The following is a 22,606-nucleotide window of genomic DNA, read 5'->3' on the forward strand; positions in this document are numbered from 1 at the left end:
CCCGATCAATGGCTATTTATAAAGCCGGAACATTTCATAATTTTGTTGTTTCAAGAGACTCAGTAGGTACAGAGAACCCGTGACTATTGTCACTTCCACTTCTTCGTGTACAGGTAATATATCATATTCATTTTGAATTGTCTTTATTTTACTTATATTTTCTGAAAATAAAATTTTTGCCGGCATAGCACGCTCATCTTTAAAATTTATAAATGTGAAGCGGGTGGCGATATTTTCCAGAGGTTTTAAAATGGATAAATAGTCCTTTCCTTGAATCAAGCCCATAACAATATGAATTTTTTTATTTGGGTAATTTTCCTCGATGGTTTCAACAAGCGCATGGATGCTCGCTTCGTTGTGCGCACCGTCCAAAATAACGCCTGGAAGTACTTCCTCAAAACGGAAGGGAATGGCTGCTTGCGCCAAACCGGAAATCGCTTTTTCTTCATTAAAGCAATCCCCAAGTATTCGTTTTGCCGCCGTCCACGCCAGTGACGCATTGACTTCCTGATGGGCTCCTTTCAATGTTAACGGGCCTTTATACGGCTGCACGGTAAAGACAGGAGCATTTTTGTCTTCTGCGATTTTTATTACTTGTTCATGCGCTGATTCCGGCAATTCACCGATAACGACCGGTTTGCCTTGTTTGATAATGCCCGCTTTATGCCAAGCGATTTCTTCAATCGTGTCGCCAAGAAATGCTGTGTGTTCTTTGGAAATGCTTGTGATAATACTGACAAGCGGCTCAATGACATTGGTGCTGTCAAACCTGCCTCCCATCCCCGCTTCCATGATGATGTAATCGGGAGATTGTTCTTTCAACATAAGAATTGCCGCCACCGTCAACAATTCAAAATCCGTCAGCGCTGTTTTCACTGTCGCAAGCTGTTCCATCGCCAAATCAAATTCTTTTTCCCCAACTGGCTGTCGGTTGATTTGAATCTGGTCATGAACATCTTCGATCGCAGGCGAGAAGAAATTGCCAACCCGTTTGCCGTGAGCCATCAAGATGGACGAGACGAAAGCAGCCGTCGAGCCTTTGCCATTAGTTCCGGCAATATGGATAAATGGCAACCCGTGGTGGGGATTCCCTAATTCGGCTAAAGCCGCTTCCATTGCTTTGAGTCCAGGTTGAATGGAAGCGTCCGACAGAATGCCCCATTTTTCTTTATAGTGATCGAGCCCTGTAATCATGAATAAAAACCTCTTTCCTTAAGTAAACGTGATACACTTTTTACGTATGAGTATATCATGAAGGTGGAATGGAAATGCTGAGTTGTTGGGTGATCTATAACGGAAGCCTCGTTTCCGATAAATTTCAAGACCAGGCGCAATTGATGGCAGAAGCTGCCAAGCGCCAAGGAATCCAAGTGAACATCAAAAAAAACTACGAAATTCAAATGTCGCTGTCTGAACAGCAAGAGTTCCCGGACTTCGCGGTGTTGCTCGACAAAGACATTCTGCTGGGGTATTTCCTTAAAAGCCGTGGCGTGCCGGTTTATAACGATCCCGCGATCATCGACTTGTGTGACAATAAAGCTACGCAATACTTGCGTCTCTCAGAACGGCAAATCCCGATGCCAAAAACAATCGTCGCACCGAAAGTCTATCCGAATTTCTCCATCCAAGGTTCGGGTTATTATGAAGGCGTCTTAAATCAGCTTGGCTTGCCGATGATCATCAAGGAAGGCCACGGCTCGTTCGGCATGAAAGTGTATTTGATCGAAACCGAAAAGCAGTTTTACGAAAAAGTCGAAAGCCTGTCCGGCATCGATTACGTCTTCCAGGAATTCATCTCAGAAAGCCGTGGGCGCGACATTCGCGTCAATATTGTCGGCGGGAAAATCGTGGCAGCGATGAAGCGCCAATCTGATACCGATTTCCGTGCGAACATTACCAATGGCGGCCGTGCGTTTCCCGTCGAATTAACTCCCGAGCAGCAGCAACTTGCCCTAAATGCGGCTGAAGCCGTCGGGGCAGTATTTGCCGGCGTCGATTTGCTCTACGGTCCGAACGACGAGACGCTGGTCTGCGAGGTCAATGCTGCGGCACATATTCGCAATATCCTTAATGTCACCGGCATCAACGTAGGCGATGCGATGATTCGTTTTATTGTTGAGGATTTGTCATGATCGTTTTGTATGAAACTACGTCTGCTCAACACAATATGGCATGGATTGACGACTTAAAACGCTTTTATCCGACAGAGTTGCTCACGTGGGATGACTGGAGTGAGCCCGGGCTCAAGGAATTGCTCGAACGCGTTCACGGCCAATCGGTCTTCTTTCGCGTTCGGAAGCCTAACGCTGCGCTTTTTTTAGAAGATCACGGGGTCCGGTTGATCAACCGCGCAGAAGTGAACCGTATCGCTAACGACAAATGGCAAAGCTATCAATTGCTGCAGCTGCTCGGTGTGCCGGTGATCCCGACACAGAAAACGCCGCTCACGGTCCCTTATATCACCAAAACCGCAGACGGCCATGGAGGCCAGGAAGTGTGGCTAGTCGAATCGCCACAAGATCAGCCGGACACTAAAGCCTCTCTTCTCTATCAGCCTGTTGTTCCGCACATAGCCGATGTCCGGGCCTATGTGATTGGCAAGGAAATCGTTGGTGCGGTGAAACGCAGTGCTACCGATTCATTCAAAGCGAATTATTCACTAGGCGCTACCATCGAGCGCTTTGAGCTATCGACTGTGCAGCGGCAAGACATCAAAAAAATTGCTGAAGCCTTGAAGAGCGATTATCTCGGCATCGATTTTCTTCTATTAGAAGACGGCCGCCATCTGTTTAACGAACTTGAAGACCCCGTCGGCGCCCGCTCTTTTTATCAGACACACGACGACAACATCGCCGAACTTTTGGCACGTCATTTCACGAACTTGGAACGAAACGATCCGTTCCGCGAACATGACCGGAACTAAAAAAGCGATTCCCCAATCGAGGGGAATCGCTTTTTTGTATTACAAATTCTTCAATTCTTCCATGCGTTTTTCAACCGTTGCGTGTTTCTCGAGGTAATCCGCTTCTTTTTTGCGCTCCTCTGCCACTACCGCTTCCGGTGCTTTCGATACAAAGCGTTCGTTCGACAACTTGCCTTGAACAAGTTTCACTTCTTTTGCCCATTTGTCGAGTTCTTTTTGCAGGCGTTTCAGTTCTTCTTCGATATTGATTAAACCTTCAAGCGGCATGAACAATTCCGCTCCGGATACGACCGCTGACATCGATTTCTCTGGTGCTTCGATGTTGTGCCCAATTGTCAAAGTCTCCGGGTTGCAGAAACGTTCGATGTACGCCGCATTTTCTTCCAGTACCGATAACGTCGTTTCGTCTTTCGCGCTGATCGTCATTGGCACTTTTTTGCTCATCGGTGTCTGGACTTCGGCGCGAATCGTGCGGACCGAACGGATCACGTCCATCAACAGTTTCATGCTGTTAGCTTTATCGTTGTCGCTAAGTTCAGCGTTCACTGTCGGCCAAGCGGCAATCGTGATGGATTCGCCTTCTGTCGGCAAGTTCTGCCAGATTTCTTCTGTGATGAATGGCATGAACGGGTGGAGCAAGCGCATCGTGTTATCGAGCACGTATGCGAGCACCGAACGCGTCATTGCTTTCGCTTGCTCGTCTTCTCCATACAATGGCAATTTCGCCATTTCGATATACCAGTCACAGAAATCATCCCAGATGAAGTTGTACAATAGGCGGCCGACTTCCCCAAATTCGTAACGTTCCGCAAGGCCTGTCACTTGCTCGATCGTTTCGTTGAGGCGTGTCAAGATCCACGTGTCAGCCACGGACTTCTCGCCGGACAAATCGATATCTTTATGCTCCATGCCTTCCATGTTCATCATCGCAAAGCGCGAAGCGTTCCAGATTTTATTGGCAAAGTTCCACACCGACTCGACTTTATCGTTCGAGTAGCGCAGATCTTGTCCTGGAGACGAGGCAGTCGCCAGGAAGTAGCGCAAGGAATCGGCACCGTATTCTGCGATGACATCCATCGGGTCAACGCCATTGCCGAGAGATTTCGACATTTTTCGGCCTTCTGCATCGCGAACAAGTCCGTGGATGAGCACGTCTTTAAATGGCTTTTCACCAGTGAACTCCAGCGCCTGGAAAATCATGCGCGATACCCAGAAGTTGATGATGTCATAGCCCGTTACGAGAGCATCGGTCGGATAATAACGGCTCAACTCGTCGTTTTCTTCCGGCCAGCCGAGTGTCGAGAACGGCCATAGTGCAGATGAGAACCATGTATCCAGAACGTCTTCATCTTGCGTCCAGTTTTCGGCATCCTCTGGTGCAACGTGGCCGACATAGATTTCGCCGGTTTCGTTATGGTACCAAGCCGGAATTTGATGACCCCACCACAATTGACGGGAGATGCACCAGTCGCGGATATTTTCCATCCAGTGCAAATACGTTTTCTCAAAACGGTCCGGCACAAAGTTGACGCCGTCTTCGCTCTTCTGGCTATCCACAGCGGCTTTCGCAAGTGGCTGCATGTCTACGAACCATTGCGTCGATAAATACGGTTCAACCACGGCGCCGCTGCGCTCGGAATGTCCGACTGAATGCAAGTGTTCTTCGATTTTGAATAAAACGTCCATGTCTTGCAAATCTTTGATGATCGCTTTACGGCATTCAAAGCGGTCCATGCCTTCATATTTGCCGGCATTTTCGTTCATGGATCCATCTTCGTGCATGATCAGAACGCGTTCCAGGTTATGGCGATTGCCGATTTCAAAGTCGTTCGGGTCGTGGGCAGGGGTAATCTTGACAGCGCCGCTTCCGAACTCACGGTCTACGTATTCATCGGCAACAATGTCAATTTCACGGCCGACGATCGGCAGTATGACTTTTTTGCCGATTAAATGCTGATAGCGTTCGTCTCTTGGATGAACCGCTACCGCTGTATCGCCGAGCATCGTTTCTGGACGCGTCGTTGCGATTTCAATATGTCCGGACCCATCAGCGAGCGGATAGCGCATATGGTAAAACGCGCCTTGGACATCTTTATAAATTACTTCGATATCGGAAATCGCCGTTTGTGTCGCCGGGTCCCAGTTGATGATGTATTTGCCGCGGTAGATCAATTTTTTCTCGTACAATTTGACGAATACTTCACGCACTGCTTTTGACAAGCCATCGTCGAGTGTAAAGCGCTCGCGGGAATAATCAAGACCGAGCCCAAGCTTCGACCATTGCTGGCGGATATGGCCTGCATATTCTTCTTTCCATTTCCACGACTCTTCAAGGAAGGCTTCGCGGCCCATGTCGTGGCGTGAACGTCCTTCTTCTTTCAATTTGCCTTCTACTTTTGCCTGTGTTGCAATTCCGGCATGGTCCATTCCCGGAAGCCACAATGCATCATAGCCTTGCATACGCTTCATGCGTGTCATGATGTCTTGTAAAGTGGTATCCCATGCATGGCCTAAATGAAGCTTGCCCGTGACGTTTGGCGGCGGAATGACGATTGTGTACGGTGTTTTGCCGCTTTCTGGTTTTGCTTCGAAAAATTTATTGTCCACCCACCAGTCGTAACGTCCTTGTTCGATTGCCTGCGGTTCGTATTTCGTTGATAATTGTTTGCTCATCCAAATTCCTCCTCTTGGCCAATATGCGGCACATATTCTGTCGAACTTAAAAATGAATACAAAAAAACTCCTGTCGTCTCGTAAAGGACGAAGGAGTTTTTCGCGGTACCACCTTTATACACAGGCAGAATTCGCCTGGCTCTCAAGTTCGATAACGGATTCGCATCCGGTTCCCGCTACTCATTTCACGGCAACTGCTCCGAGGTGACATTCAAATGCGGTCCATGAAAGCCTCTCACCACTCGGCTTTCTCTCTGAAATGTTCCCGGCATTTTACTATCCTCATCTACGCATCTATATCCTATTAAGCTTATTGTACTCAATAGCCTGATTTAGCGTCAAGCTTTTTCACGTAGTAAGAGACGAGCGGTGCGGCAACGAGCAAGATGAAGAATAAACGGAACAAATGAAAGCTTGTCACAAGCGGCACATCCGCCCCCGCTTCGAGTGCTGTGATGGTCATCTCCGCCATGCCACCGGGCGCTGCACTCAAAAAGAAATCGAGAAACAAATATTCCGGCAAGAGCAACTCCAACCCGTAAGCGAGACCAGCTGAAAATACGATAAGTAAAACCGTGTTGAGGAAAACGGCTCCCGCAATCCGGCCGTCCATGGAATCGCCAAGCTTTTCCATCGACAAGCCAAGGTGCGTTCCAATAAGTACTTGCGCAACAATGACGACAAGGCTCGGCAAGTCGACCAAATCACTGCCGGTTAAAGTTTGAACGAGTGCCATCGCCAAAACAGGCGCCATTAATTCACGAGCTGGAAAGGAAATGCGTTTCATGATCCAGTACAACACATAACCGACGACCAGGGCGATGCCAAACGCATAAGGCGAGAACCGAAAGCTCGCTTCCGTCATATCACCAGGCGCGCGTCCCGACAAGAATCCTGCGGCAAGCGGAACGCTAAACACGATGAGCAAGATGCGAAAGGTCTGCATGACCGAAACAACGGTGACGTTGGCCGATTTTACTTCTTCAGCGATCAGCACCATTTGCGACAAGCCCCCCGGCATTGAACCGAGCAAGGCTGTCGACATGGTTACGCGCGTCATGCGCCGGAACAATAAGCCAAGCAGTAAGGAAAATGCGACAACCGCAATGGTCATCACGAACATATACGGCAGATCTGCCCCCATCAGCAGCACCGACTCCTGCGTGAACGCTGCCCCGATCTGGACGCCGAGCAGCAATAATCCCAGTGTCCGGAATACTTTTGGCCAGCGGAAGTTCATATCGGTCAGTTGCCGTAAGATAAGAAAAGCTGCCATGGGCCCTAGCAGCCAGGGCAGAAACAAGCCGGTCAAGCTAAACAAAAAGCCAGCTGTAAGCGCGATGGCCAAAGTGAGTAGAAATGATTTCAAAGCGTTACCAACTTTCACTAAATAAAATTCACATTAGTTTTATATTACCAGACTATCAAAAAGAAATAGACCTTCTCAAAAATAATAAAGACTAGTCGATGTAAAGCACTCCTGCTAAACCATGCGCTTGATAAAATAATGATTTTCTAAACACAGGTTAAATTAATTCACAAAAAAACCGCCCCCAAAAGCCATTTCAACTGGCCTGCGAGGACGGAATATTTCACTTATCGCGCCAGTTTTGCAAACACATTGTGGAATGCTTGAACCGTGCGTTCGATATGTTCAGGTGTATGGGCAGTCGATAGGAACATGCCCTCGAACTGGGATGGCGGCAAGTAAATGCCTTCTTCCGCCATCAAGCGGTAATACTCCGCAAACAATTCCAGATCGGAACTCGAAGCCGTTTCAAAGTTCGTCACTTCTTCATTCGTGAAGAAGAAACCAATCATCGAACCAGCACGGTTAACTGTATGCGGGATATTGTATTTTTCAGCCGCTTCACGGAATCCTTTTTCAAGCTCATCACCCCGTTTAACGAATGTTTCGTAGCTTGATTCGTCGAGACGGGACAAAGTCTCAAATCCTGCACGCATCGCGAGCGGGTTACCCGACAACGTACCTGCTTGATAAATAGAACCGCTCGGTGCCACTTGTTCCATGATTTCGCGCTTGCCGCCGAATGCGCCGACTGGCAATCCGCCGCCGATGACTTTGCCTAGGCAAGTCATATCAGGCGTCACGTTATAGTGCCCTTGAGCGCAATTATAGCCAACGCGGAAGCCGGTCATGACTTCATCGAAGATCAAAACAGTGCCATTTTCATGCGTCAAATTGCGCAACTCTTGTAGGAATCCTTCAGTTGGCGGCACAACGCCCATATTTCCGGCAACCGGCTCGACAATTACTGCTGCCAAGTCGTCGCCGAATTCACGGAATGCAAGACGCACGCTTTCCAAATCATTGTAAGGCACCGTGATGGTGTTTTTCGCAACTGATTCCGGAACGCCTGGTGAATCGGGCAAACCGAGTGTCGCGACACCCGATCCTGCTTTGATCAATAGGCTATCGCCATGTCCATGGTAGCAGCCTTCAAATTTCAAGATCTTATTGCGCCCGGTATAGCCACGCGCCACGCGAAGTGCGCTCATAGTTGCTTCAGTACCAGATGATACCATGCGGACCATTTCAATCGATGGCACGCGTTCTTGGACCAATTTCGCCATGTCGTTTTCAAGGATGGTCGGCGCACCGAATGAAGTGCCGAGCGTTGCTTGTTCCTGAATGGCCTCAACCACTTCAGGATGTGCATGGCCAAGAATCAGCGGGCCCCACGACAAAACGTAATCGATATACGTATTGCCATCGATATCCGTAATGGTCGCGCCGCTTCCGGATTGCATGAAGATCGGTTCCATATTGACTGATTTAAATGCGCGGACCGGGCTGTTAACGCCGCCTGGCATCAATGGTTTTGCTGCTGTGAATGCTTGTTTAGAGTTTTCGTATCCCATCTTATTTCCCCTCCAACCAGCGTACCGCATCTTTTGCGTGGTACGACATGAGAATGTCTGCTCCAGCACGTTTCATGCTGAGCAAAGTTTCAAGAACGATTTTCTCTTCATCAACCCAGCCGTTTTGCGCGGCTGCTTTGACCATAGCGTATTCGCCGGAAACATTATAAGCGACAATTGGAATATCAAAATTATCGCGGACTTCACGAATAATATCAAGGTAAGAGAGTGCTGGTTTAACGATCATGAAATCTGCGCCTTCATTGACATCGGATGATGCCTCGCGTAGTGCTTCCATGCGGTTGGCCGGGTCCATCTGGTAAGTTTTGCGGTCGCCGAATTGAGGCGTTGAATGGGCTGCCTCGCGGAACGGCCCGTAATATGCAGAGGCGTATTTCACACCGTACGACATGATTGGAATATGGCTGAATCCAGCTTCATCCAGGCCGTAGCGAATCGCTGCTACAAAGCCGTCCATCATATTCGACGGCGCAATGATGTCTGCCCCAGCTTTCGCTTGAGACACAGCGGTGCGCGCCAATAGATCAAGCGACTCATCGTTCAAAATAACGCCGTCTTCGATCACACCGCAATGGCCATGATCTGTATATTGGCACAGGCACGTATCGGCGATGACAACGAGTTCCGGGTGGCGCTGTTTCGCAAAACGGATCGCTTCTTGTGTGATCGCGTGGTCATGATACGCTTGGGAACCGACGGGGTCTTTATCTTTCGGCACACCGAAAAGAATGACCGACGGAATGCCGAGCTCGACCACTTCGTCCAACTCTTCGCCAAGGCGATCAATCGAGTAGTGGTAGACACCTGGCATAGAGGAAATTTCTTTTTTATAGTCTTCGCCTTCTACGACAAAAATCGGGTAAATGAAATCCTCTTTTTGAATTGAGGTTTCACGGACCATAGCACGAAGATTGGCAGAACCGCGCAAACGGCGATGGCGATCGAATTTCAAGTCTTTCATAAGCTGCAACTTCCTTTCGCTATTGACTGGATGATTTCAAGATAGGTATAGGTTTCCGGGCGGAAATCAACGTCTCCTCCCGCTTCTACTATGGCTCTTTCGGTAATATGGCCAATCGCAGCAGTCCGGATGCCCTTGAAATTTCCGCCAGCTTCCGTATAAGCAGCAACTGCCGACGGGCTGGCGAAAATAATCGTGACATCGGACATTTCAGCGAGCGCTTGTGCATTGCTATGTTTTTTAACCGTGTCGTAGACGGTCCATTCATCGATTTCAAGAGGCATCGACAAGATCGTTTCTTTCGCAAGAGCGCCCCTGACAAACAAACAGCGTTCCTTGCCGGCGATGTCCGGGAATTCCCGGACAAAAACATCGGCACTGAACGTTGTGGGGATGAAGTCGACTGAATAGCCGTTCGCTTCAAGCATTTCAGCGGTCTTGTCGCCGACAGCCGCAATTTTCGCTGAGGTTTTAGGGCGCAGCTTGCAAAATGCCTCCGCGCTGTTGCGGCTCGTGAAAATGAGCCAGCCGTAACGCCCGAAATCAGGTGCTGAAGTATCTCGCAGCACCGTTTCAATCAGCGGAAAATACTCTACTTGCGCCCCTATCTGCTGGGCCAGTTCCACCGCTTCTTTCGGCAGGCGGCTGCCGGTGAAAATGATGACCGGTTTTTTCTTATACATTGCTCTCGGCAATGACGCGTTGAATCAAATCATAACCGCCTTGTGCACTGATTTTTTCAGCCACAATGCGCCCCGCTTCAACCGGGTCTTTGCCTGCTGCGGATTCTTTGTACACTTGGTCAGCTTCTGGAGAAGAAATCAAACCAGTAAAGGAAACTTCATCTCCCTTAACTGTCGCATAACCTGCAATCGGCACTTGGCAGCTGCCGTTCATGTCTTTTAGGAATTTGCGTTCCGCTGTTACGGCTAGAACTGTTTCTTTATCATTTATTTTCGCCAATTCTGCAAGAAGCTCCTCGTCGCCTTCGCGGCATTCAATAGCGAGTGCTCCTTGGCCAATTGCTGGCAGACAATCTTCTGTTTTCATGAATTCGGTAACGATGTCATCGCCCCAGCCCATACGCTTCAAGCCGGCTGCTGCCAGGATAATGGCATCGAAATCACCTGCATGCAATTTCGAAAGGCGTGTATCAATATTGCCACGGATCCACTGGACATCAAGGTCCGGACGCAGCAAGAGAAGTTGTGAACTGCGCCGCAAGCTGCTTGTGCCTACGACAGCGCCAACTGGCAAATCCATCAATTTTACGTGGTCATTTGAGATAAACGCATCGCGTGGGTCTTCCCGTTCCGGGATACAACCGATCGTCAGTCCTTCCGGAAGAACGGCTGGCATGTCTTTCATGCTGTGGACGGCAAAATCAATTTCTTTGGCATAGAGCGCTTCTTCGATTTCTTTAACAAACAGCCCTTTGCCTCCGACTTTTGATAATTGCACATCCAGGATGCGGTCGCCTTTTGTGACGATCTCTTTGATTTCGAACTCGAACGGCGCACCTGCCGCTTTCATTTTGTCGATAAATTGATTGGTTTGCGTCAACGCAAGTTTACTTCTTCTTGACCCTACAATGATTTTTCTCAACTGAATCCTACCTTTCTATTAATACCAAAAATGAAATTCCGATAACCGGCTGCCGAAAAAGAAATTAAGCAGCAATAACAAAAACGCATATAGATGCGCCCAGGCATAATTCATGCCATTCAGGTTCCCTCTGCGATGGCGCCATAAAATGAAGCTATAGACAATCAGCAGAATGAACGACCCCACAATTTTAACATCTAACAAAGAAAACTCTTCCAGCGATACGATAGCCCATTGAAATCCAAGCACTAGCGACACAAACAGCATCGGAATCCCAATTAAAATAGAGATCGTCATGCCTTGCTCGGTCTGCCCGAGTGACGGCAAGCTGCTCCACTGCTTGGTCCATTTCTTTTGCTTCAATAGCCGATACAATAGTAAATGCAATGCGGAAAAGACGAATGACAATGAAAATGCAGCATAAGACAAGATGGCGAAGGTGATGTGGATGAACAACAGCTCAGACACCAATGCCTCCCCGACCGGCGACCGTTCGATTTGCACCGGCGCAAATGTGTGGATAACCATAAAGATGAATCCGATAATATTGATCAAGAATACCGCAAAGTCGAAACGGTAAAAAATCCGCAAGACGAGCGATAGCGTAACCAATAGCCACGCATAAAAATAAATGCCTTCAAACAAAGTCAGTACCGGGAAGCGCTGCGTCTCAACGATATACAGCACTAGAAACACGGTCTGCAATAACCATACGGCCCCAAGAAGTGACATGGCGACCCGGATAGCTTTTTTCGTGGTATATAAATAATCGACAAAATAAAAGACAAGGCTGATAGCATATAGTATAACCATAGCTTCGTGCAGCCTTGCCATTGTTATATCAGCCATCCTATTCCCCTTCATTTCCATAATTAAAGGCGTTTCGCCTCTATATTTTAACATATAGATTCGAAAACGCCTCATTATAAGATAGCCCTGTCCCGCATTCGCGGCCCGATTGGGTCATTTACAGCGATGGAGATGAAAACCCATGCTAGTTGAAGATGTGTTTAGACAGTATAGCCTGGATTTTCCTGTGCTTGGAGCGATTCCTGTTGCTTTTCAAGGCGTGCTCGCTCCGCTTTTTGACGCGTCGCAAGTGCTTGTTTTTCACGCTGTTCTTCGACTTCTTCTTCGATGCCGAAAATCTGCATGAACATCTCAAGCTGCTCGCGTGATTTTTTCGCTGTTCCCATTTCCTTAGCTTGCAAAATCGGCTCTTTCAACAATTGATTGATGATCGATTTCGTGTGCTTGTTGAGAATTTTTTTCTCGCGATCCGTCAAATCCGGCATTTTGTTCTCGATGCTCTCCATCGTTTCTGCCTGGATGCCGAGTGCTTTTTCACGCAATGCGGAAATGACCGGTACCACGCCGAGTGTGCCGAGCCAGTCGTTGAATTGCTCTGCTTCTTGTGTGATCATGACGGCAATTTGCTTCGCCGCCCGTTCGCGTTCTGCAAGATTCGCTTCAACGATGCCTTGCATATCATCGATGTCATAGAGGAAAACATTTTGCAGGTCACCGATGCGTGGATCCATATCACGCGGTACTGCGATATCAACCATGAACAAAGGTTTGCCTTTTCTCAGTTTCTCGACAAACTGCATCAATTCCAAATCAATCACAAAATCCGTCGAACCGGTAGACGAAATGAGGATATCCGCTTCGAGTAATGCGCATTGCAATTGGTTTAATGGTTTTGCCGTTCCGCCGAATTTGTCAGCGAGCACTTCTGCTTTCTCGAAGGTGCGGTTGATGACTGTAATGCGGTCTGCCCCGCTACCTTGCAGGTTCTTGATGGCGAGTTCGCCCATTTTGCCGGCACCGAGAATGACAACATGTTTGTTCTTCAATGAACCGAAGATTTTCTTGCCAAGCTCGACCGCTGCATAAGAAACTGATACGGCATTCTCGCCGATGGCTGTTTCGTTATGCGCACGCTTCGCTAGCGTCACCGCTTGCTTGAACAATTGATTGAAGACAGTTCCAGTCGTGCCGATTTCCTGTCCTGCGAGGAAACTGGATTTCACTTGACCGAGAATTTGCGTCTCGCCAAGGACCATTGAATCGATTCCAGCAGTGACACGGAACAAATGATCAATCGCTTCGTCCTGTTCATGAATGAATAAGTATTGGGAGAACTGCTCCATCGGAATATCGAAATAGGAAGCCAAAAATTGCTTCACGTAAAAACGACCGGTATGCAATTGATCCACAACGGCATAAATCTCCGTCCGGTTGCATGTCGATACGATGACATTCTCCAATATGCTTTTTTGTTGTTGCAGGGCTTGCATCGCTTGCGGAAGCTCGCTTTCGATGAACGACAGCTTCTCACGAATGGATACAGGCGCTGAACGGTAATTGACCCCGACTACGAGTGTATGCATGGGTTTAAAACACCTTTCGCGTTCAATATTTCATTTCCCTAAGTATACCACTTTTTCATTAGATTATGCCTGCGATTTTGTGAACAAGGCATGAACCTACTCGATTTTCACTATATGCTCTATACGTTTCCGCAACAGAAACTCTAGTTTATAATCATTCTAAACTTAATCCAATTACAATTCTAGCAAAGCGATTATCGAGTCACAAGTATAACGCTTGTAGTCGGAATTGACTGTGAACTGCCGCCCAATGAATGGTGAATTTCCTAGTGTTGAATTAGTAAAAGTATGTGAGTTATTAAATTTTAATAGGAAATGTATGTGGGGAGATTGCGCTTCAGGCCCGCAGGATGCGGGTCATGCAGCCGATGCGGACAAGACGCCGCATCGGCTCATCCTATCCCTCCAAAGCCGCCTCTTTCCGCCCTATCTCTAGTTTTAGAGTGGAATTATAAACCATCATACACTGCAGGAAGCGTAAGAGGTTTTTAGTCATTTTTCAAATTCAAATTAAACAGCGCACGGAACTTTTCTACAATTATCAAGTCCAGCTAAATTCCCTCACCAGAGGATGAAAGCAATTAACAGCGATACTTTCTCACACACCACATTCAATGAAATCTAAAAGCCGAACCGCGCACAAACCCGTGCTCCCACATCTGCGAGCAGATGCGTCGCAAATAAATGGGCTCAACTTCCTTTCGCCCATTCATTGGCTAGCCGACGCCATAAGACGAGTGCTCTTCTCGGCTTATGGCAAGAGGCATGCCCCAAGCGGGAGGCGGCTACTTTACGAAGAAATAACCTATACGCCATTCACCTCATTCACTCGTCTAATTATCTTGTTCATCCATCTCAGCTAAAGATCATATTTAAAACAAAAAACAAGACCCGGAAAATCGTTGATTTTCCAGGTCTTGTTTAATTTAAAGCCAGCCATGCAAATAGCTTGCTAGCTTACATGCGTTTTTCGATTTCCGCCCAGGCGGCTTCTTGGCCGAGTCCTGTTTCGGAAGAAAAGACGATTAATGGATCGCCTTTTTCCATATCCAGTCCTTCACGGACGATTTTCTTATGCTTATCCCATTTGCCTTTCGGGATCTTGTCCGCTTTTGTTGCGATGATGATACACGGAATGTCGTAATGCTTCATGAAATCGTACATCATCTGATCATCTTTGCTCGGTGGATGGCGCAAGTCGACGATTTGAATTACTGCGCGCAATTGCTCACGGCTTGTGATATACGTCTCAATCATCTTGCCCCAGGCCTCGCGTTCACTTTTCGATACTTTCGCATAGCCGTATCCTGGAACGTCGACGAAAAATAAGTCCTCTTCGATTTTGTAAAAGTTCAAGGTTTGTGTTTTGCCCGGCTTGGACGAAATACGCGCCATGCTTTTACGCCCGATCAACCTATTGATAAAAGATGATTTCCCGACATTTGAACGTCCTGCGAGTGCAAACTCGGGAAGTTCAGTTTCCGGGTACTGCGCTGGACGAACCGCGCTGATCACCAGTTCTACGTTATGAACCTTCATTGTTTAGCTCCTTCCAGCGCAATTTCGAGCGCTTGTTCCGCTTGGCTGACGAGATGGAATTCCAATTCTTCGCGGATGGTCTCCGGAATATCGTCGAGGTCGCGTTCATTTTCTGCAGGAACGATGATTGTCTTCAATCCTGCACGATGAGCGCTCAATGTTTTCTCTTTCAGGCCGCCAATCGGCAAGACGCGTCCGCGGAGCGTAATTTCCCCTGTCATGCCGACGTCGCGGCGCACTGGCCGCTTCGTCAGCGCCGAAACGAGCGCTGTCGCAATTGTTACACCCGCGGATGGCCCGTCTTTTGGAACGGCTCCTTCCGGCACGTGAATATGGATATCATGCGCTTCTTGGAAATTCGGATCGATGCCAAGCGATTCTGCTTGAGCACGGACAAATGACAATGCCGTTTGTGCGGACTCTTTCATGACATCGCCCAGTTTGCCTGTCAATTGTAGTTTTCCTTTACCGGCAGACAATGACACTTCGATTTGCAGAGTGTCTCCGCCGACAGCGGTGTATGCGAGACCCGTTGCCACGCCAATTTGATTTTGCGTTTCAGCCACGCCGTAACGGAATTTTTTCTTGCCGAGATAACTCTCGACTTCTTCCGCACCGACCGTCACCTGTTCTTTTTCTTTCGAGACGATCTGTTTGGTCACTTTCCGGCATACAGAAGCAATTTGACGTTCCAATCCGCGCACACCGGCTTCACGTGTGTAATAGCGGATCATCGAGACGAACGCGTCTTCTTGGAAATCCAATTGCTCCGGCGTTAAGCCGTGTTCTTTCAATTGTTTGGGCGCCAAATGGTTGTTGGCGATCAATTTCTTCTCCAGTTCCGTATAGCCGGCAATCGAGATGACTTCCATGCGGTCACGCAATGGACCTGGAATCGATCCCAGGTCATTCGCTGTCGCTATGAACAATACATTCGACAAATCATAGCTTTCTTCGATGTAATGGTCGCTGAAGGAATTGTTCTGTTCCGGATCCAGCACCTCAAGCATCGCAGACGACGGGTCGCCGCGGAAGTCGTTAGACATCTTGTCAATTTCATCTAACAAGAAGACCGGGTTAACGGTGCCGGCTTTTTTCATCCCTTGAATGATGCGTCCTGGCATTGCCCCGACGTAGGTGCGGCGATGGCCCCGGATTTCGGATTCATCACGCACACCACCAAGTGAGATACGGACAAAATTACGGTCGAGTGAATCGGCGATTGAGCGGGCAAGTGATGTTTTCCCGACGCCTGGAGGACCTACAAGACAAAGAATCGGCCCGCGCAGCGATTTGGTCATTTGCTGGACAGCTAAATACTCAAGCACGCGTTCTTTTACTGTTTCAAGACCATCGTGATCGCGGTTCAGCACATCTTCAGCGTAATTAATGTCCAAACGATCTTCTGTCGTTTCAGACCATGGAATCGTTACTAGCCATTCAATATAATTGCGGATGATGCCACTTTCCGCTGCAGCTGAAGGCAATTTCTCGTAACGGTCCAATTCCTTGAACGCTGTTTTCTCGGTTGATTCAGGCATACCCGCTTCTTCGATGCGTTTTTTCAAATCAGCCACTTCTGCGCCTTTGCCGTCCTTGTCGCCTAATTCTGTTTGGATCGCTTTCATCTGTTCACGCAAATAAAACTCTTTTTGCGTTTGCTCCATCGCTTTTTTTACACGGTCGTTAATGCGTTTTTCGATATCGGCCACTTCTTGCTCGTTATGCAGTCGGCTGATCAATAACTCAAGGCGTTTCGTGACATCGAAAGTTTCGAGTACTTCCTGCTTGGCAGGCAATTTTAAGGAAAGATGCGAAGCAATCATATCTGCTAAACGGCCCGGCTCTTCGATATCCGCTACCGTATTGAAAGTTTCAGTCGTCACTTTCTTCGAGCCTTTGCCGAAGATTTCAAATTGCTCCAGTAAAATGCGCATCAAAGCATCCTGTTCAGCATCGCGTTCAGGTTCATCAGGGAACGACGTCACTTCCACTTGCGTGAATTTGTCGCCGTCCTCGTATTGGCCCCATTGTCCGCGTTCCAAACCTTCTACTAGCACACGAATTGTACCATTTGGCAATTTCAGCATTTGCTTCACATATGCCAAGGTACCGATTTTATGCAAATCGTCTTTTTCTGGCTGTTCGACAGCCATGTCTTTTTGAGTCGCCAAAAAGACGATTTGGTCATCCATCATCGCTTGCTCAAGCGCTGCTACTGAACGTTCCCGGCCTACATCTATATGCAGAACCATTGTCGGGAAGACAAGCAGTCCGCGGAGCGGCAAGAGCGGGACTTGTTTAGTCACTTTTTTCTTCGCCATAATTTAAGTGCACCTCCGTCAATTCTCTTTCTCTCTGTCAGTTCGCCTCCAAATACAGGAAAACTATTGCATTTTTCGTGAAAAAAGGGCTGACCCCCATACGCGCGGATGTGCACGATTCAGAGTCAGCCCGTATCATCCTATTCTTGTGCATCCACTCAAAATTTAAGCAGATGTTTTTTCGTTATTGCTATCGTACTCAGTGCCATCTTCTAGCATCAGTTTCGGCTGCGAGTTCTCCGTCACTGTTTCTTTCGTGATAATGCACTCGACGATATCTTCACGGGACGGCAAATCATACATGACATCAAGCATGATGTTTTCGATGATTGAGCGCAATCCACGTGCGCCTGTTTTCCGCTCGATTGCGAGACGGGAAATTTCGATCAATGCATCGTGTTCGAATGTCAATGTCACGCCATCAAGTTCCATCATCTTCTGATATTGCTTGATAAGTGCATTTTTCGGCTCGGTCAGAATTTGCACAAGTGCATTTTCATCCAATTGCTCAAGGCTTGCGAGCACTGGCAGACGGCCGATAAATTCAGGGATCAAGCCGAATTTCAACAAGTCCTCTGGAATCAATTGGCTAAGAAGCGATTTCTCATCCATTTCTTCTTTGTTCGGATCTGCGCCGAAGCCAATGATCTTATTGCCGAGACGGCGTTTGATGATTTGATCGACTCCGTCAAACGCGCCGCCTACGATGAACAAGACATTCGTCGTATCGATTTGGATGAATTCCTGATGAGGATGCTTGCGTCCGCCTTGCGGGGGAACACTCGCGGTTGTGCCTTCCAGGATTTTCAGCAAGGCTTGCTGTACGCCTTCGCCGGAAACGTCGCGTGTAATCGACGGGTTCTCGGATTTACGTGCCACTTTATCGATTTCATCGATATAAATGATGCCTTTTTCTGCACGGTCCACGTCATAATCTGCAGCTTGAATCAATTTAAGCAAGATGTTCTCGACATCTTCCCCGACATAGCCAGCTTCAGTCAGTGAAGTTGCATCCGCAATGGCAAATGGTACATTCAGGATGCGTGCGAGTGTTTGCGCAAGCAAAGTTTTCCCGCTACCTGTTGGCCCGATCAACACAATATTCGATTTCGAAAGTTCAACGTCATCGATTTTGCTTTGCGAATTGACCCGTTTGTAATGGTTATAAACTGCTACTGCCAAGGATTTTTTCGCCTTGTCTTGGCCGATCACATAGCCACCAAGGATATCCATGATTTCTTTTGGTTTTGGTACTTCTTTGAACTCAGTTTCTTCTTCCGTGCCGAGTTCTTCTTCTACGATTTCTGTGCAAAGTTCGATACATTCGTCGCAAATATATACACCTGGCCCTGCGACCAGTTTACGAACCTGTTCCTGCGGCTTACCGCAAAATGAACATTTTAAATGCTCTTTTTCATCGTTAAATTTGAACAATGTAGTCACCCCTATTCAAGCCATTATGTTACAAGATTATTTTGATTGTATCAACTAATTAGAACTATGCCAAAGAAACTGCCTTTATATGTAGGAACGTGAATTAGTCAGCAGTGTCCTAACTCTGTTGTTTAGAAAACCAAACCTTTTCATCTGGTAAAATCGCCGTAAGACTACTACGCTTTCCTGCGGGCGAGCGCCAAGCCCCCTCAGAAGCTATACTTCTTGCGGGGTCTCCTGTCTCGCTATCCCGCGGGAGTCTCCGTAGTATTACGGCTGATATAGACTCATCATAAGTATTATTCACTTATGATCTGGCATAAGCCATCCCATTTTTGTTTGCCATTATGTATAGAAAACAAGGTGCGGTTGCCGCACCTTGTTTTATTGGAAATCTTATGTGTTATTCTGCAGCTTTTGCGTCAGAAATTTTAGCGTTCTCTACAAGGAACTCAACCGTGTTTTGCATACGGATGTCGTTCTCAAGCATTTCAGTGCCGCCTAGAGCTGTTTTGATTTGTTCAGCGTCCATGTTGAATTGGCCAGCCATTTTCTCAAGCTCTTTGTCGATGTCTTCAGAAGTGACTTCCATGTTTTCCGCTTTCGCGATCGCTTCAAGCGTCAATGATACGCGTACACGTGTTTCAGCGTCAGCAGTCATTTGCTCGCGAAGTGCATCTTCGTCTTGGCCTGAGAACTGGAAGTACAATTCCTTGTTCATGCCTTGTTGGCTTAGGCGTTGCTCGAAGTCTTGCATCATGCGGTCGATTTCAGAATCGATCATTGCTTGTGGGATTTCGACTGTTGCGTTTTCTGCCGCTTTTTGCACAAGCTGGTCGCGCATTTGCGTCTCAGAAGCGTTTTCTTTCTCCGCTTTCAAGTTTTCTTTCATTTTCGTGCGAAGCGCATCAAGGCCTTCGACTTCTTCGTCAAGCTCTTTTGCGAACTCGTCGTTTAGTTCAGGCAATTCTTTTGCTTTCACTTCGTTTACCGTTACTTTGAACGTTGCTGATTTTCCAGCAAGCTCTTCAGCGTGGTACTCTTCAGGGAAAGTGACTTCAACGTCTTTTTGCTCGCCTGTTTTAGCGCCGACCAATTGCTCTTCGAAGCCTGGGATGAATGAGTTTGAACCGATTTCTAGGGAGTAGTCATTGCCTGCTCCGCCTTCAAACGCTTCGCCGTCTACAAATCCTTCGAAGTCGATAACAGCTGTATCGCCGTTTTCAACTTGTCCGTCTTCTTTAACAGTCAATTCAGCCATACGTTCTTGGCTTTCTTTCAATTGAGCTTCGATTTCTTCATCCGTCACGTTAGTGTCTTCTTTAGAAACTTCAAGCCCTTTGTATTCGCCAAGTTCTACTTCAGGTTTCACGATTACTTTAGCAGTGAAAACCAATGGCTCGTTCTTTTCCAATTTTTCGATGTCGATTTCAGGGCGGTCAACCGGGTTGATGCCTGCTTCTTCGACTGCGTTTGCGTAAGCATCAGGCAGGATGAAATCAAGTGCATCCTGATAAAGAGATTCTACACCGAAACGTTTTTCGAACATTTGGCGTGGCATTTTCCCTTTACGGAATCCTGGTACGTTAATTTCTTTAACGACTTTTTTGAACGCTTTATCAAGCGCGCCGTTTACTTCTTCAGCCGGTACTTCTACTGTAAGAACTCCGACATTACCTTCTTGTTTTTCCCATTTTGCTGACATATATAAGCCCTCCAAACAATTTTTTACAAAGTCATGTACGATATTTGTACGATTTTTGACAACCTCCACATTATATCATACATGTGAGCAGGTTCAACTATTTCTATCCATTGCGCAATTCTATGTATGTTTCGGCCTGCATGAGCCACTCCAACAATTTCGGATCGGCTTTTGCTTCCGCTTCTCCGCTAAACAAACTATCGAGGTAGGCGTGATAGGCTTCAGCGATTTCTGCTTCCTCAAACTCTTCCCAAAAAAACGGATACAACAGATAGATGTGGCGGTCGACCAATTCCATCGCCATCTGTAGTTTGGCTGGTTCTTTCTCCAACGCCTCTTCTAAACGCTTGCGAATCCCAAGAAGCCGTGCGTCTTTTAGAGGCTCAGGCAGCTCTTCAATCGATAGTTCTTTAGCATAATGAAATTTACTAACGCGCACCGTTCCGCTGATTTGCTGTTCTCGGAGCATGAGAAGCAAATAGGATTTCGCCACCCAGTCCACTTCCGGATGACCGATCAGCTTAATTAACTGCTTTTTCATTGCACCGTAAGCTTCTTTTGGCAATTCGGTCACGCGTTGTTCTTGTTCAGATGCGCTGAGCGACAAAAACTGCTCCAGACTGAACTGACCTGTTTCTTTTTGTGCAGTAGCTGCGCTTTCGGCAATCCGTTCGTTCAGGTCGCGGAGTTGATGGAATTGCTCCAAGCGTTCTTTCGGCAAAATATTTTCTTCGATAAGTACCTCGATCATCTTCTCGGCTTCTTCGAATTCTTTCACTTGCATTAAAATACTTATGTATAGCTCCATCGTCTCCAAATAATGGATCGGGCCAATGCGCAGCAATTCCTGCACCACTTCAAGCGCTTCTTCGAATTCAGTTAGCTCATACAAGCTATATGCGTATCCGCCAAGCGCTGCAGCATGTTCCGGCTCGTAAACAAGCACTTGGTGTAATTTATCGCGCGCCTCAGCATATTGCTCATTCTTTAAACTGGTCATCCCTTCCGATAAAAGCCGTGTGACCGTTGTCGGAAAAACAATAACATTGCCCTTACGCTTCAAATCCCCAAATTTCTTCCGCATCCTACCACCTCTTTGTCCATTCATCATACCATAGGGAAATACGCTGTGAAAACGAAAGCCGGCGCTCTGATGCGCCAGCCTCCGTGCGGATCTTCTCCGTTTCTTAAAGCTTTTCAATAGTGTATCACTTAGAGCCTGTGCGTTCATCTGCAAAATTAAAAAAACCGCCCTCTTGTTTGGGCGATTTTTCTAGATGACTGCATGCATTGCAACATAAGCCATGTAACAAACGACTTCACGCGCAAAGAATGGTGCGATATTTGTAACTCCTGTGAACTCAGTCGACGGTGTCGGTGATGTGTGGGCATCAATTCCGGCATGTTCAGCCATAAGCAACGCCCGTTTCATATGCAAGGGGTCACTGACAACCAGAAAACTCGACAAGCCATTGTCTTCCGCTATTTCACCAGCGAAAAGAAAGTTCTCTTCGGTGACGAGCGATCGGGTTTCGATCAAAATATCTTCTTCAGGGACATGGTGGCGGATCGCAAAATCCCGGCTCACTACCGACTCGGCTATCTCCGCTCCGTCCGTCATGCCTCCTGTAAATATAATTTTCTTCACATAACCTGCTTCATACAAGTCGATCGCATGACGTATGCGTTGCTCCAGCACCGGCGAAGGCTCGTTGCCGATGACTTTTGTGCCTAACACGATTGCTGCATCGGCTTCGATCAATTCTGATTCGCTAGCGTACGTCCAAATGCTCGTTGCCGTCGCCGCAATCAATATCGTTTGTATTAGTGATAGCACAAGTAAAATCCGCTTCCAATTGTTTCTGAACACGTATGATTTCCACCTTTAGGTCTGTTTTTTCTCTATCTTTTTCCATTATACGATATGGCGCGCAAATAAACAGTGAAAAATCAAATGTCCATCATTTCTTCACAATCAGTTTCTGACAATAAAAAAACCTTGCTTTCCCGATTGGGGAAAACAAGGTTTTAGGACGTCCCAGGAGGGATTCGAACCCCCGACCGACGCCTTAGAAGGGCGTTGCTCTATCCAGCTGAGCTACTGAGACATGACTTCCTCACGAAAGACAATTTTAATTATAGAAA

The 22,606-nt window shown here is 47.4% G+C and carries 17 protein-coding genes, 1 tRNA gene and 1 other annotated feature; of the genes, 2 read left to right on the forward strand and 16 right to left on the reverse strand.

The genetic code is table 11. The annotated features are described in order from the left end of the window. Positions 1–12 precede the first annotated feature (12 nt). Positions 13–1,194, reverse strand: a complete 1,182-nt coding sequence (locus tag AY633_RS11320) for a bifunctional folylpolyglutamate synthase/dihydrofolate synthase (protein ID WP_068488444.1) — start codon at positions 1,192–1,194, stop codon at positions 13–15. Positions 1,195–1,268: 74 nt separating this feature from the next. Between AY633_RS11320 and AY633_RS11325 the strand changes: the two genes are divergently transcribed. Together AY633_RS11325 and AY633_RS11330 are read left to right on the forward strand one after the other, a co-directional pair. Next, positions 1,269–2,132, forward strand: a complete 864-nt coding sequence (locus tag AY633_RS11325) for an ATP-grasp domain-containing protein (protein ID WP_068488445.1) — start codon at positions 1,269–1,271, stop codon at positions 2,130–2,132. Next, positions 2,129–2,923, forward strand: a complete 795-nt coding sequence (locus tag AY633_RS11330) for an ATP-grasp domain-containing protein (RefSeq protein WP_068488446.1) — start codon at positions 2,129–2,131, stop codon at positions 2,921–2,923. The genes AY633_RS11325 and AY633_RS11330 overlap by 4 nt, the downstream gene beginning before the upstream one ends. A 39-nt stretch (positions 2,924–2,962) precedes the next feature. Here the strand turns inward: AY633_RS11330 and AY633_RS11335 are convergent, their stop codons facing one another. From AY633_RS11335 to AY633_RS11405, 15 genes are all read right to left on the reverse strand, one after another. Then, positions 2,963–5,596, reverse strand: a complete 2,634-nt coding sequence (locus tag AY633_RS11335; RefSeq protein ID WP_068488447.1) for a valine--tRNA ligase — start codon at positions 5,594–5,596, stop codon at positions 2,963–2,965. Positions 5,597–5,676: 80 nt separating this feature from the next. Then, positions 5,677–5,894: a binding site (T-box leader), on the reverse strand. A 21-nt stretch (positions 5,895–5,915) separates the two neighbouring features. Beyond that, on the reverse strand, positions 5,916–6,983 hold the full coding sequence (locus tag AY633_RS11340) for an AbrB family transcriptional regulator (RefSeq protein WP_260804566.1): 1,068 nt from the start codon (positions 6,981–6,983) through the stop codon (positions 5,916–5,918). Between the two features lie 209 nt (positions 6,984–7,192). Next, positions 7,193–8,479, reverse strand: coding sequence for a glutamate-1-semialdehyde 2,1-aminomutase (hemL, locus tag AY633_RS11345; RefSeq protein ID WP_068488448.1), 1,287 nt, complete (start codon positions 8,477–8,479; stop codon positions 7,193–7,195). A gap of 1 nt (position 8,480) precedes the next feature. Beyond that, positions 8,481–9,461, reverse strand: coding sequence for a porphobilinogen synthase (hemB, locus tag AY633_RS11350; protein ID WP_068488449.1), 981 nt, complete (start codon positions 9,459–9,461; stop codon positions 8,481–8,483). Further along, the gene (locus AY633_RS11355; protein ID WP_068488450.1) at positions 9,458–10,144 is read right to left on the reverse strand and encodes a uroporphyrinogen-III synthase; all 687 of its coding nucleotides are present in this window, start codon (positions 10,142–10,144) and stop codon (positions 9,458–9,460) included. The genes hemB and AY633_RS11355 overlap by 4 nt, the downstream gene beginning before the upstream one ends. Next, complete coding sequence (hemC, locus tag AY633_RS11360; RefSeq protein ID WP_068488451.1) at positions 10,137–11,066, reverse strand: hydroxymethylbilane synthase; 930 nt, start codon at positions 11,064–11,066, stop codon at positions 10,137–10,139. The genes AY633_RS11355 and hemC overlap by 8 nt, the downstream gene beginning before the upstream one ends. Positions 11,067–11,084: 18 nt before the next feature. After that, positions 11,085–11,915: a cytochrome c biogenesis protein CcsA gene (gene ccsA / locus AY633_RS11365; protein ID WP_068488452.1), complete on the reverse strand. Its 831-nt coding sequence runs from the start codon at positions 11,913–11,915 to the stop codon at positions 11,085–11,087. Between the two features lie 161 nt (positions 11,916–12,076). Beyond that, entirely contained in the window at positions 12,077–13,459 is a 1,383-nt protein-coding gene (hemA, locus tag AY633_RS11370; protein ID WP_068488453.1) for a glutamyl-tRNA reductase, read from the reverse strand. 957 nt (positions 13,460–14,416) lie between these two features. Continuing rightward, entirely contained in the window at positions 14,417–14,998 is a 582-nt protein-coding gene (gene yihA, locus AY633_RS11375) for a ribosome biogenesis GTP-binding protein YihA/YsxC (RefSeq protein ID WP_068488454.1), read from the reverse strand. Further along, positions 14,995–17,322, reverse strand: a complete 2,328-nt coding sequence (gene lon / locus AY633_RS11380; RefSeq protein WP_068488455.1) for an endopeptidase La — start codon at positions 17,320–17,322, stop codon at positions 14,995–14,997. The genes yihA and lon overlap by 4 nt, the downstream gene beginning before the upstream one ends. 165 nt (positions 17,323–17,487) lie before the next feature. After that, complete coding sequence (gene clpX / locus AY633_RS11385; RefSeq protein ID WP_068488456.1) at positions 17,488–18,756, reverse strand: ATP-dependent protease ATP-binding subunit ClpX; 1,269 nt, start codon at positions 18,754–18,756, stop codon at positions 17,488–17,490. Between the two features lie 403 nt (positions 18,757–19,159). Next, entirely contained in the window at positions 19,160–20,461 is a 1,302-nt protein-coding gene (gene tig, locus AY633_RS11390) for a trigger factor (protein WP_068488457.1), read from the reverse strand. Between the two features lie 103 nt (positions 20,462–20,564). Further along, a complete protein-coding gene (locus tag AY633_RS11395; RefSeq protein ID WP_068488458.1) occupies positions 20,565–21,545 on the reverse strand; it encodes a tetratricopeptide repeat protein in 981 nt (326 codons plus the stop codon). Between the two features lie 189 nt (positions 21,546–21,734). Further along, positions 21,735–22,298: a YdcF family protein gene (locus AY633_RS11400; RefSeq protein WP_186008769.1), complete on the reverse strand. Its 564-nt coding sequence runs from the start codon at positions 22,296–22,298 to the stop codon at positions 21,735–21,737. Positions 22,299–22,495: 197 nt separating this feature from the next. Beyond that, positions 22,496–22,569 (reverse strand) — tRNA-Arg (locus tag AY633_RS11405). Between the last annotated feature and the right edge of the window lie 37 nt (positions 22,570–22,606).

Origin of the sequence: Planococcus maritimus, assembly GCF_001592825.1 — a bacterium.
Lineage (GTDB): Bacteria > Bacillota > Bacilli > Bacillales_A > Planococcaceae > Planococcus > Planococcus maritimus_C.